This is a genomic window from Kitasatospora sp. NPDC059795, assembly GCF_042732175.1.
GTDB lineage: Bacteria > Actinomycetota > Actinomycetes > Streptomycetales > Streptomycetaceae > Kitasatospora.
In genome coordinates, this window is the sequence record NZ_JBHWID010000001.1 from 342,685 (window position 1) to 354,511 (window position 11,827).

An 11,827-nucleotide genomic window follows, 5' to 3' on the forward strand; every position below is an offset into this window, starting at 1 on the left:
CCTGTCCTGGGGACTCCGCCGGTGCGAGCGGCGAAGAGCGCGACGCTACCAGAGGCGGTGGCCGGGCCCTGCGGGCGGGGCCACGTTGCGGGGGCGATGGAAGGTTGCACCAAGGCTCCGTGGTGATCATCACACCGGGTGGGGTGAAACGTACGGACGGTGTGAGACGTCGAGATTCTGCGGGAGAGATTTGCCAATCGAGCAGATCGGGGTACGCATGGTGTCCGGCGAGCCGAGGGACGCGGTCGAGGAACAGGGGGAGGTCGAGGAAGGAGCACCGGGCGGGCCGCGGAGGCGCAGATTGCGCCGACTGCGGCCGGACTACCCGCGCGCCGGCCGCCGGGGCGTGCGGCGCTGGCTCCCGTCCTGGCGTCAACTGGTGCTGCTCGCCGCGGGGTTCGTCGGCGCACTGACCGCCGCGGCGGTGGTGATGTACGTGCGGACGGACATCCCGACGGACCTGAACGCGTTCGCCACCCAGCAGAACAACGTCTACTACTGGGCGGACGGCACCGAAATGGCCCGCACCGGCCTGGTCAACCGGCAGGACGTGCCGCTGGAGCAGGTGCCGGAGAAGGTGCAGTGGGCGGTGCTCGCGGCGGAGAACGCGAGCTTCTACTCGGACCCCGGGGTCTCGGTGAAGGGCATCGCCCGGGCGTTCTACCGGATGGGGTCCGGCGGCGACACCCAGGGCGGCTCGACCATCACCCAGCAGTACGTGAAGAACGCCTACCTGAACCAGCGTCAGGACTTCACACGCAAGCTCGACGAGGCGTTCATCGCACTCAAGCTGGACCGGCAGGTCGACAAGAAGGACATCCTCGGCGGCTACCTGAACATCAGCTGGTTCGGGCGCGGCAGCTACGGGATCGAGCGGGCCGCGCAGGCCTACTACGGCAAGCACGTGTCCCAACTCAACGCCAGCGAAGGCGCGTTCCTCGCCGCCGTGCTGAAGGGCGCCTCGCTGTACGACCCGGCGCTCGGTGACGAGAACCGGGCCCGGGCGGTGGAACGCTGGGCGTGGATCCTGGACCGGATGGTCGAGATCGGGAAGCTGTCCGCCGAGGAGCGGGCCCAGTACAACGTCTTCCCGGAACCGCAGGCCCCGCAGCAGCAGGCCGGTCTGAGCGGCCAGACCGGCTACCTGGTGGACCTGGCGCGGGCCTACCTGCAGAGCCACGCCGACGTCTCGCCCGCCCAGTTCGACCTGGGCGGCTACCAGATCTACACCACCTTCGAGAAGCCCCGGCAGGGCGCGCTCACCCAGGCCGTCCAGGACGCCGCGAAGAACCTCGACCCGGACAACCGCCCCGCCGACCAGAACGTCCACCTGGGCGCGGCCTCGGTCGGCGCGGACGGGCGCATCCTCGCCGTCTACGGCGGACCGGACTACCTGAAGCAGGGCTTCAACAACGCCAACACCTCCAACGTGCCCGCCGGTTCGGCGTTCACACCGCTGGTGTACGCCGCCGGGCTCGACCAGGGCGTCCAGCGCGAACGGCAGGGCAACCGCAAACCGGTCGGGCCCAGCACGTTCTACGACGGCGACAACGGCGTCGACCTACAGACCCCCGAGGGCCCGTACTGGGCGCGGGACGGCAAGAAGGCCAAGTCCGCCAACGACGACGGCCGCAGCTGGGGGCCGATCAGCCTGCGGGCCGCCGTCGAACAGTCCGTCAACGGGCCGATGGAGCAACTCGGCATGGACGTCGGCCTCGACAACGTCCGCCGCAGCGCGCTCGGCTTCGGGCTGCTGCCCGACAGCATGGGCGACCTGGTGCCCGGCTTCTCGCTGGGCAACTCCACGCCCAGCGCGATCCGGCTCGCCGACGCCTACACCGCCTTCGGCGGGCAGGGCATGCGCACCGACCCGTACTCCGTCGACCGGGTCAGCCGCAACGGCGCGGACATCGCCGTGGAACGCCCCGACGCCGTCCGGGCCGCCACCGTGACGGTGGCCGCCGAGATCGACACCGCGCTGCGCGGCGCGGTCAAGGACGGCACCGCCAAGGAGGTCGGGCAGGCCGTCCCCGACGCCGCCGGGAAGACCGGCGTCAACCAGGCGCGCACCGCGGGCTGGTTCGTCGGCTACCGGGGTGCCGTCGCCACCGCCGTCTCGCTGTTCCGGATGGACGCGAAGACGCTGGAACTCCAGCCGCTCACCGGCGTGGCCGGGGCGGCCCCGAACACCCCCGACTACACCACCCCGGCCGCGATCTGGGCTGCCTACACGAAGGCGGCGGGGTGATGAAGTCCTGGGCGCGGCAGGCTACTTGAGATAGGTCGGCCAGTCCGGGGCCTGGGCCGGGTCGAGCCGGCGGAGCTGGTCCAGGACCTTCGGGTCCTGGGCGTCCAGCCAGTCGGCGAGCTCCTTGAACGAGACGCAGCGGACGTCCTGCTTCTTGCAGACCTGCTTCATCACGTCCTCGATGGCCTGCATGTAGATGCCGCCGTTCCAGGTCTCGAAGTGGTTCCCGATGAACAGCGGGGCCCGGCTGCCGTTGTAGACCCGCGAGAAGCCGTCCAGGTACCCCTCGCGGGTCTGCTTCTCCCAGGAGGTGTACTTCCTCGGGTCGCCCTGGGTGCTGTCGCCGGACTGGTTGGCGAGGAAGTTGAAGTCCATCGACAGCACCTGCTTGTTGCCGAACGGGATCAGCTGGAGCGGGAAGTTCCACACCCCGCCGGCCTTCGACGGCCACACCTGGAACTCGCCCGGGGAACTGGCGTCGTAGCGCCAGCCGAGCTCCTTCGCCACCGTCAGCAGATTCTTCTGCCCCTCCAGGCACGGCGCGCGGCCGCCCGCGAGCTCCTTGCGGAAGTCGAACGGCAGCGGGGCCTCCTGGGTGAAGCCGGTGTTCGTCCTCCAGTTGGTGACGAACGAGACCGCCTGCTCGATCTCGCTGCGCCACTCGTCGGTGCTCCAGTCGCCGCCGCCCTTCGCGCCGCAGAAGTGACCGTTGAAGTGGGTGCCGATCTCGTTGCCGTCCTGCCAGGCCAGGCGCAGCTGTTCGAGGGTCTCCTTGACGTGCTCGTCGGTGGGGAAGGAGATGGCGGCGTTGCCCGGGTCGTGCTGCGGCGGGCGGTACAGCCCGTGCTTCTCCTCCGGGAGGAGATAGATCCCGGTGAGGAAGAACGTCATGCCGGCGTTGTTCTCCTTCGCCAGCTTGCGGAAGCGGGAGAACAGGTGGTCGTCGTTCTCCAGCGCGCCGTCCCAGGAGAACACCACGAACTGCGGGGGCTTCTCGCCGGGTTTCAGCTTCTCGATCTTGAGCTGGTTCGGCTGCGGCCCCGTGTCGGAGGTCGATCCGTCGCCGAGCACCTTCACCTTGCCGTCCCAGGACGGGGAGGGCGACGTGCTCGGGCTCGGGCTCGGTGGTGGTGGGGCGCTGCCCGTGGCGGGTGGTGCGGTGGAGAGCGACTGCTGCGCGGAGGACGAACCGCCGCCGGTGGTCAGGCTCACCGCGAGTGCGGTGACCGCGCCGGCCGCCACCACGGCCGCCGCGACCTGCGCGATTCTGACCCGCCGCGGCCTGCCGCCGCCGCCCGCCCGCCTGTCGTCCGTCATCGCTCGCCGTCCCCTCCGCCGTGCGGCCGCCCGGCTGGCAGACCGCTCGCTGGTAGGACGATCGGGATGATCGGAATGGTTACCTCGCGACGGGAGGTATCAGCAGGCGGACGGCGTCGAGCTGACGCGACATCAGCCCCGGCGGGCGGCGGACACCCCCGGGCGGATCTCGCTCGACCTCAGCTCGGGGAGCCGACGCGGTGCAAGGTGCCGTCCGGGTCGACATAGGCGAACTCGCGCAGCCCGTACGGCGTGTCGGCCGGAGCGGCCAGCTGCCCCGGCGGATCGGCCGCCCTCCACTCGGCGTGCACCGCGTCCGCGTCCGACACGTACAGGTAGACCACCGCGCCGGTCCGCAGCGGGTCGTGCTCCGCCCACTCGGTCAGGTGGAGCTCCACCGCGCCGCGCGAGACGAAGCCGTACCCGCGATCGCCCGCGTACGGTTCGGCCGTGAACCCCAGGCGGCGGTAGCGCCCCAGGGCGGCGGCCAGGTCGCGGACCGGAACCACCGGGGCGACCCGCTCGAACACGACAGGGCCGGGCTGTACAGACACGCGTTCCTCCTGGGTCGGGCAGTGCAGTGCAGGTACCAGTGTCCCCCGCCGGCCGCACCCGTCAGCGGCTGAGCAGGGCGAGGGCGAGGGTGCGGAGTTCGCGGTCGGCGTGGCCGCCGCCGGTGGGGGTGAGGGGGTGGTCGGGGGTCAGGCGGTGGGGGGAGAAGGCGAGGGCGCGGAGGGTGGGGACAGTCGGCGGTGGCGGCTCCACCGGTTCGTGGACAGACTCGACGGGGCGGGGCTACGGTGCTGCTCGCGCCGCCCACCCGCCATCGAGGAGCCCGCACGGATGATGGACACCACCCCGCTCGACCAGGGCTGGAACCTGCACCACGACGGCGAGTTGCTGCCCGCGACGGTGCCGGGCTGCGTCCACACCGACCTGCTCGCGGCCGGGCTGATCCCCGACCCCTACCTCGACGCCAACGAGCTGGAGGTCGCCTGGGTCGGCCGCCGCGACTGGACGTACCGCCTCGACCTGCCCGCGCACGGCAGCGCCCACGAACGCACCGACCTGGTCTTCGACGGACTGGACACCGTCGCCACCGTCACCCTCGGCGGCGCCGTCCTCGGTGCCACCCGCAACATGCACCGCCGCCACCGCTTCGACGCCACCGGCCTGGCCGGCGAGCTGACGGTACGTTTCACCAGCGCCTACACGGAGGCCGAGCGGGTGCGCGCGCTGGTCGGCGACCGGCCCAACGAATACCCCGAACCGTTCCAGTACATCCGCAAGATGGCCAGCAGCTTCGGCTGGGACTGGGGCCCGACCCTGCCCACCGCCGGCATCTGGAAGCCCGCCCGCCTCGAACACTGGTCCACCGCGCGGATCGCCGACGTCCGCCCGCTGATCACCGTCGACGGCGCCACCGGCCGGGTCGAGGTGCACCTCACCGTCGAACGCACCGCCACCGGCGCCGGACGCCCGCTCACCGCCCACGCCACCGTCGCCGGCGCGCACACGGAGGCGGTCTTCGACGGCGACCGCGCCGTACTGGTGCTGGAAGCCGCCGACGTCGAACGGTGGTGGCCGCGCGGCCACGGCGCACAGCCCCGCTACGAACTCGCCGTCACGATCGCCGACGGCGAGACCCGACTCGACGCCTGGCAGCGGCGGATCGGCTTCCGCACCGTCGAACTGCACCGCACCCCCGACGCCACCGGCACCCCCTTCACGCTGGCCGTCAACGGCGAGCCGCTCTTCGTCCGCGGCGCCAACTGGATCCCCGACGACACCCTGATCACCCGCGTCACCCCCGCCCGCTACCGCACCCGCCTGGAACAGGCCGTCGACGCCAACGTCGACCTGATCCGGGTCTGGGGCGGCGGCATCTACGAACAGGACGCGTTCTACGACGCCTGCGACGAACTCGGCCTGCTGGTCTGGCAGGACTTCCCGTTCGCCTGCGCCGCCTACCCCGAGGAACAGCCACTGCGCGGCGAGATCGAGGCCGAGGCCCGCGACAACGTCGTCCGCCTGATGCCGCACCCCTCGCTGGTGCTGTGGAACGGCAACAACGAGAACCAGTGGGGCTTCCGCGACTGGGGCTGGGAGGAGAAGCTGAACGGCGACTCCTGGGGCGAGGGCTACTACCTCGGCCTGCTGCCCCGGATCGTCGCCGAACTCGACCCCACCCGCCCCTACAGCGCCGGCAGCCCCTGGTCCGGCAGTTGGGACCACCACCCCAACGACGTCGACCACGGCACCCACCACTCCTGGGACGTCTGGAACCGCGAGGACTTCGCCGCCTACCGCGCCACCGTCCCGCGCTTCGTCGCCGAATTCGGCTGGCAGGCCCCGCCCGCCCACGCCACCCTGCGCCGCGCCCTCCCCGGAGAGACCCTCGCCCCCGACTCGCCCGGCATGCGCCACCACCAGAAGGCCGGCGACGGCAACGGCAAACTCCGCCGCGGCCTGGAACGCCACTTCGACCTCCCCGCCGACTTCGACCGCTGGCACTACCTCACCCAGCTGATCCAGGCCCGCGCCATCTCCACCGGCATCGAACACTGGCGCTCCCACTGGCCGCACTGCGCCGGCACCATCGTCTGGCAGCTCAACGACTGCTGGCCGGTCTCCTCCTGGTCCGCCGTCGACGGCGACGGCCGCCTCAAGCCCCTGCACCACGAACTGCGCCGCCTCTACGCCGACCGCCTGCTCACCCTCCAGCCCGCCGACCGCGACGGCGCACCCCGCACCGCCCTGGTCAACCAGTCCGCCCGGCCGTGGACCACCACCCTCCGGCTGCGCCGCCTGCACGCCGACGGCCGGCTGCTCGCCGAACACGCCGAGCCGGTCGTCGTCGCCACCCGGTCGGTGCTCCGACTGCCGGTGACGGAAGGGCTGTCGGCGTCCGGCCGGGACGAGTACCTGGTGGCCGAAGCGGACGGGCTGCGGGCCGTGCACTTCCCCGTCGCCGACAAGGAATTCGCCTACCCGAAGCCCGAGTTCGACCTCGACGTCGCACCGGCCGGGGACGGCGCGGCGGACGTCCGGATCACCGCCCGCACCCTGCTGCGCGACCTGCTGCTCCAGCCCGACCGCCTGCACCCCGCCGCCACCGCCGACCGCGGCCTGACCACGCTGCTCCCCGGCGAGCACGCCACCGTCCGGGTGCACGGCGCGGGCCTGCCGACCGTCGCACAGGTCCGGGCCGCGCTGTTCTGCGTCGAACCCTCGTGAACACCGCCGCGCCGCGGCCGGGGCGCTGAAGGCCGGGGCGCTGAGCCGACCCGCCGGGCTCAGGCCGGCGGGGCGTCCAGCAGGGCGAGGTGGGCGTCCGTGAGGCGCAGGCTCGCGGCGGCGAGGTTCTCGGCCAGGTGGGCGAGGCTGCCGGTGCCCGGGATGGCGAGGACGTGCGGGCCGCGGTGGAGGGTCCAGGCGAGGCGGACCTGGGCGGCGGTGGCGTCGAGTTCGGCGGCGACGGCGGCGACCCGGCGGTCCTGTTCGGCGGTCGCCGCGGCCTCCCGGTTGAGCCCGGCGATGGCGAAGAACGGGACGAAGGCGATGCCCAGTTCGGCGCAGAGGCCGAGCACGCCGGTCCGCTCGGCGTTCCGCCAGTCCAGCCCGAAGGAGTTCTGCACGCACACCACCGGGGCGATCTCCCGGGCCTCCCGGACGTGCTCGGGCTTGACGTTGGACAGCCCCAGGTGCCGGATCAGCCCGGCGTCGCGCAGCTCGGCGAGCGCCCCGAAGTGCTCGGCGACCGAGTCGCAGTCGGGCCCGTTGCGGCGCAGGTTGACCACGTCCAGGTGGTCACGGCCGAGCTGGCGCAGGTTCTCCTCGACCTGGCCGCGCAGCTCGTCCGGCCGGGCCATGGTCCGCCACTCGCCGGACGGGCCGCGGCCCGGGCCGACCTTGGTGACCACCACCACCTCGTGGCCCCGCCAGGCGGTCAGCGCCCGGTTGATCAACTCGTTGGCGGAGCGCAGCGGCGAGAAGTAGAAGGAGGCCGTGTCGACGTGGTCGACGCCGTGTTCGAACGCGGTGTGCAGCAGCCGGACGGCGTGCGCGCGGTCGATCGGCGCGCCGTCGGAGTTGCCCATCATGCCGTTGCCGGTGAGCCGCATCGCGCCGTAGCCCAGCCGGTTCACCTCCAGGTCGCCGAGCTTCCAGGTCCCTGCTGCCGCCGCCGGTGCGTCCGTGGCCATGGTGTTCCTCCCCGTGGGTGGTGCTGTCCGGTCACGGAGTATGGGGTGCGGAGAAGGGCCCGGGACAGGCCCGGCGGGTGCGCGGAATCTCACCCGCGGATCGGGAACGAACCTGATCCGGCCGGGAGTTGGATCCGGTGTGGGCGAGCGGGGGAGAGACCGTCCGGACCATGGCCGGGCTGCGCCTCAGGGGGACGCTCGGCCTGCGGGCCGGGAGCGGCTAGGCTGACCCGGCTCGGGCCTTTTACCGAAGCTTTTCCCGTGTGCCGCCCTGCGTCGGCCGCCTGTCCCCGCCCCGACGGAGGTACTCCGCCTTGCACCTCGACCAGTGGATCGAGAGCGTTCCGCCGACCTCGGTGTACGTGATCATCGGACTGATCATCGGACTGGAGAGTCTGGGCATCCCGTTGCCCGGCGAGATCGCCCTGGTCACCTCCGCTCTGCTCGCCGCCAAGGGCGTCGTCAGCCCCTGGGGCGTCGCGGGCTGCGCGATCGCCGGCGCGATCATCGGCGACTCGATCGGCTACGCGATCGGCCACAAGGGTGGCCGGCCGCTGTTCGCGAAACTCGGCCGCAAGTTCCCCAAACACTTCGGGCCCGATCATCTGGCCACCGCCGAACGGGCGTTCACGCGTTGGGGCATGTGGGCGGTGTTCTTCGGCCGCTTCGTCGCGCTGCTGCGGATCTTCGCGGGCCCGCTGGCCGGCACCCTGCGGATGCCGTACTGGAAGTTCCTGATCGCCAACGTGCTGGGCGGCGTGGTCTGGGCCGGCGGCACCACGCTGCTGGTCTACCAGGTCGGCAAGGTCGCCGAGAAGTACCTCCAGGGCGCCTCGTACATCGGCCTCGGCGCGGCCGCGCTGTTCGGCGTCGGCTCGGCGCTGGTGATCAAGCGGCGGGCGAAGAAGTCCCGTGCCGAGCACCCCGAGCAGTCCGGCGGCCCGAGCGGCGAGCCGCTCTCCGAGACGCTCGTCGACTGACCGCCGGCCGAGCCGCACCCGAGGCCGCCGCGTCCGCACCGGACGCGGCGGCCTCGGTGTGTTCGGCGTGTTCGGCGCTTCCGCGGCGGTGAACGCCGCCGTGTTCGGTGCACTCGCCGCCCCGGCCAGGGAGTAGGGTCGCAGCGCGAATCGATCACGGAGGTGGGGAATGAGCACGCAGCAGAACCCGGAGCAGTGGGCGGCGGTCGACGACTACGTCGCCGACCGGCTGATCGGCGAGGACGAGGCACTGGACGCGGCCCTCCAGGCCGCCGACCGGGCCGGGCTGCCGCCGATCGCGGTGTCCGCGAGCCAGGGCAAGCTGCTCCACCTGCTGGCCCGCATGCAGGGCGCCCGCCGGATCCTGGAGATCGGCACGCTGGCCGGCTACAGCGCGATCTGGCTGGCCCGCGCGCTGCCCGACGACGGCCGCCTGACCACGCTGGAGATCGACCCGGCGCACGCCGCCGTCGCCACCGCCAACGTCGAACGGGCCGGCCTCGCCAACCGCGTCGAGGTCCGGCTCGGCGCGGCCCGCGACACCCTGCGGCAGCTCGTCGAGGAAGGCGTCGAGCCGTACGACCTGGTGTTCGTCGACGCCGACAAGCCGAGCATCCCGCACTACCTGGAGGCGTCGCTGGCGCTCACCCGGCCCGGCTCGGTGATCGTGGTCGACAACGTGGTGCGCGGCGGCAGGCTCGCCGACGCGCACAGCACCGACGAGGCCGTGCGCGGCGTCCGGCAGCTGCACGACCTGCTCGCGGGCGACAAGCGCCTGGACGCCACCACCGTGCAGACCGTCGGCCACAAGGGCTACGACGGCTTCACGCTGATCCGGGTGGAGGGCTGAGCGCCGTGCGGATCGGACTGCTCGGGACCGGCCCGTGGGCCGGGTTGGTGCACGCCCCAGCCCTCGCCGCCCATCCGGACGTCGAGTTCGCCGGCGTGTGGGGCCGCCGCCCGCAGGCCGCCGCCGACCTCGCGGCCGCGCACGGCGTGCCCGCGTACGAGGCCGTCGACGACCTGCTGGCCGCGGTGGACGCCGTCGCCATCGCGCTGCCGCCCGATGTCCAGGCCGAGTACGCCGTCCGCGCCGCCGCGGCCGGCAAGCACCTGCTGCTGGACAAGCCGGTCGCCTCGACGGTGGACGCCGCCCGCGCCGTCGAGGACGCGGTCGCCGCGGCCGCCGTCGCCTCGGTGGTGTTCTTCACCGTCCGGTTCGGCGACACGCAGGGCGCCTGGATCACCGAACAGGCCGAGCGCGGCGGCTGGTTCACCGCCCACTGCCACTGGATCGGCTCGGTGTTCACCACCGACAGCCCCTACGCCGCGTCCCCGTGGCGGCAGCAGAAGGGCGCGCTGTGGGACGTCGGCCCGCACGCGCTGTCCGTGCTGCTGCCCGTCCTCGGCGACGTCGAACGGGTCGACGCCGCGCCCGGACCCGGCGACACCGCCCACCTGATCCTGCGTCACGCCGGCGGCGCGTCCAGCACCGTGACGCTCAGCCTGACCGCCCCGCCGGAGGCCTCCGCGAACGGCGCGGGCGTCGAACTGCGCGGCGCCGCGGGCGTCACGAGCCTCCCCGACCGGGACGCGCCGCCGACTGCCGCGTACGGCCGCGCGCTCGACGCCCTGCTGGCGGCCGTCGCGACCGGCGCCCCGCACCCGTGCGACGTCCGGTTCGGGCGGCGGGTGGTGGAGGTGCTGGCGCAGGCCGAGGAACAGCTGCTCAGGGGTTGACCGGGCGGCGGTCGGCCGGACGGCGCGGCGGGATCGGGGTCGCGGCGAAGTCCCGCGGACCGGTCCACAGCGCCGGCACCGCATCCGCGCGGCGGGCCAACTCGTAGGCGATCGCCTCGTAGTTGACCCGCCAACCGCGGAAGTGCGCCCACGCGTCCGCGATCGGCCGCTCCAGCCGCATCCCGGCCGCCGTCACCATCGCGACCGCCGCGTCGAACTCCGCGAACGTCAACCGGATCGGCTCCTCCGGCTCCGGGTCCGGTTCGAACGGGATCCGCAGCGCCGTCGCGATGTCCCGCAGCGCCGTGAACCCGGCCCGCAGCAGCAACCGCGCCTCCGGCGGGGCCGAACGCGGGTTCAGCGCCAACTGCATGGCCGCCGCGTCCATCACCGCGATCAGGCCCACCACCCAACTGCGGTACGGCTGCGGGGAACGGAACGAGATCAGCACCGGATAGTTGGAGTGCCCCTCGCCGAGATCCGCCGCCAGCCGCTCCCAGTCCCGGTACAGCTCCGGCAGTTCGCTCTCCGTCCGCACCAGCGCCTGCCGGGCCAGCAACTCCGGCCCCCAGGCCGGCTCGCCCGCCCGCGACTGCAGCAGCGTCACCTCCAACTCCCGCCGGTTGTACGCCGAGTACAGCGTCGGCAGGTAGGCGATCAGCAACGCGATGATCAGCGGACCGTTCGCCGCCGCCAGGAAGTCGATCACCGACAGGTGCAGCCGGTCGCCGCTCGCGAAACCCAGCGTGAACAGACTCGACCCGGCCTCCCGGAACGCGACGTGCCACGGCAGGTCGGACGTCCCTATCAACAGCAGCGTGTACGCCGTCAGCGTCGACAGCAGCCAACACCCCAGCATCCCCAGCAGGATCAGCGGAGCCAGCCAGGTCTGCGCCCGGTCGATCGCCCGGTACCCCCCGAACGGCGCGGCCACCGTCCGCACCACCCGCCGCAGCACCGACCACAACCGGATCGCCAACGCCGAGTACAGCCCGCGCGGCACCACCAGCGTCCGCAGAATGCTGGCCGCCGTCCAGGCCAGCAGCGCCGCCCCGACCACGGTGAGGATCACTCTCATCCGGCCATTGTGACGCCCCGCCACCGACCCACCCCGGACGGAGGCCCCCGAAACGTGCGGTAAGCTTCTCAGCAGGTCGAACGGGGCAGAAGAGCAACCGGCGGCTACACCCTTTGCGCGGGTGGCGGAATAGGCAGACGCGCTGGATTCAGGTTCCAGTGCCCGAAAGGGCGTGGGGGTTCAACTCCCCCCTCGCGCACAACGGTCATCCGACCCAATGCGGCCGGGGGGTTACACAAAAAAATAGGGGGGGAACGCC

General features: G+C 72.6%; 10 protein-coding genes and 1 tRNA gene. 6 read left to right on the forward strand and 5 right to left on the reverse strand.

From position 1 onward, the window contains the following. Nucleotides 1–217: 217 nt before the first annotated feature. Nucleotides 218–2,248 carry a transglycosylase domain-containing protein gene (locus ACFV4P_RS01635; protein ID WP_380467102.1) on the forward strand — a complete coding sequence of 677 codons (2,031 nt, stop codon included), beginning with the start codon at nt 218–220 and terminating at the stop codon, nt 2,246–2,248. 21 nt (nt 2,249–2,269) lie between these two features. Here ACFV4P_RS01635 and ACFV4P_RS01640 read toward each other — a convergent pair whose 3' ends face one another. The 3 genes from ACFV4P_RS01640 to ACFV4P_RS01650 form a co-directional block, all read right to left on the reverse strand. After that, nucleotides 2,270–3,565, reverse strand: coding sequence for a hypothetical protein (locus ACFV4P_RS01640; protein ID WP_380466141.1), 1,296 nt, complete (start codon nt 3,563–3,565; stop codon nt 2,270–2,272). A 179-nt stretch (nt 3,566–3,744) separates the two neighbouring features. After that, the gene (locus ACFV4P_RS01645) at nt 3,745–4,119 is read right to left on the reverse strand and encodes a bleomycin resistance protein (protein WP_380466143.1); all 375 of its coding nucleotides are present in this window, start codon (nt 4,117–4,119) and stop codon (nt 3,745–3,747) included. Nucleotides 4,120–4,180: 61 nt separating this feature from the next. After that, nucleotides 4,181–4,330 carry a hypothetical protein gene (locus tag ACFV4P_RS01650; RefSeq protein WP_380466145.1) on the reverse strand — a complete coding sequence of 50 codons (150 nt, stop codon included), beginning with the start codon at nt 4,328–4,330 and terminating at the stop codon, nt 4,181–4,183. Nucleotides 4,331–4,408: 78 nt separating this feature from the next. Between ACFV4P_RS01650 and ACFV4P_RS01655 the strand changes: the two genes are divergently transcribed. Beyond that, nucleotides 4,409–6,802, forward strand: a complete 2,394-nt coding sequence (locus ACFV4P_RS01655; protein ID WP_380466147.1) for a glycoside hydrolase family 2 protein — start codon at nt 4,409–4,411, stop codon at nt 6,800–6,802. 59 nt (nt 6,803–6,861) lie between these two features. Here the strand turns inward: ACFV4P_RS01655 and ACFV4P_RS01660 are convergent, their stop codons facing one another. Then, the gene (locus ACFV4P_RS01660) at nt 6,862–7,770 is read right to left on the reverse strand and encodes an aldo/keto reductase (RefSeq protein WP_380466149.1); all 909 of its coding nucleotides are present in this window, start codon (nt 7,768–7,770) and stop codon (nt 6,862–6,864) included. A 314-nt stretch (nt 7,771–8,084) separates the two neighbouring features. Between ACFV4P_RS01660 and ACFV4P_RS01665 the strand changes: the two genes are divergently transcribed. From ACFV4P_RS01665 to ACFV4P_RS01675, 3 genes are all read left to right on the forward strand, one after another. Continuing rightward, on the forward strand, nt 8,085–8,750 hold the full coding sequence (locus ACFV4P_RS01665) for a DedA family protein (RefSeq protein WP_380466151.1): 666 nt from the start codon (nt 8,085–8,087) through the stop codon (nt 8,748–8,750). Between the two features lie 169 nt (nt 8,751–8,919). Continuing rightward, a complete protein-coding gene (locus ACFV4P_RS01670; RefSeq protein WP_380466152.1) occupies nt 8,920–9,600 on the forward strand; it encodes an O-methyltransferase in 681 nt (226 codons plus the stop codon). Between the two features lie 5 nt (nt 9,601–9,605). Continuing rightward, the gene (locus ACFV4P_RS01675; RefSeq protein WP_380466154.1) at nt 9,606–10,490 is read left to right on the forward strand and encodes a Gfo/Idh/MocA family protein; all 885 of its coding nucleotides are present in this window, start codon (nt 9,606–9,608) and stop codon (nt 10,488–10,490) included. On the opposite strand, the gene ACFV4P_RS01680 is transcribed toward ACFV4P_RS01675, so the two are convergent. Continuing rightward, nucleotides 10,480–11,568, reverse strand: a complete 1,089-nt coding sequence (locus tag ACFV4P_RS01680) for a hypothetical protein (protein ID WP_380466156.1) — start codon at nt 11,566–11,568, stop codon at nt 10,480–10,482. The genes ACFV4P_RS01675 and ACFV4P_RS01680 overlap by 11 nt on opposite strands. Before the next feature lie 115 nt (nt 11,569–11,683). Between ACFV4P_RS01680 and ACFV4P_RS01685 the strand changes: the two genes are divergently transcribed. After that, a tRNA-Leu gene (locus tag ACFV4P_RS01685) sits at nt 11,684–11,767 on the forward strand. Nucleotides 11,768–11,827 lie beyond the last annotated feature (60 nt).

Excerpts from the sequence above, each read along its gene's own strand:
- ACFV4P_RS01635 (WP_380467102.1), top strand. The coding sequence starts at position 218 with ATGGTGTCCGGCGAGCCGAGGGACGCGGTCGAGGAACAGGGGGAGGTC.
- ACFV4P_RS01670 (WP_380466152.1), top strand. The coding sequence starts at position 8,920 with ATGAGCACGCAGCAGAACCCGGAGCAGTGGGCGGCGGTCGACGACTAC.
- ACFV4P_RS01655 (WP_380466147.1), top strand. The coding sequence starts at position 4,409 with ATGATGGACACCACCCCGCTCGACCAGGGCTGGAACCTGCACCACGAC.
- ACFV4P_RS01640 (WP_380466141.1), bottom strand. The coding sequence starts at position 3,565 with ATGACGGACGACAGGCGGGCGGGCGGCGGCGGCAGGCCGCGGCGGGTC.
- ACFV4P_RS01660 (WP_380466149.1), bottom strand. The coding sequence starts at position 7,770 with ATGGCCACGGACGCACCGGCGGCGGCAGCAGGGACCTGGAAGCTCGGC.
- ACFV4P_RS01680 (WP_380466156.1), bottom strand. The coding sequence starts at position 11,568 with ATGAGAGTGATCCTCACCGTGGTCGGGGCGGCGCTGCTGGCCTGGACG.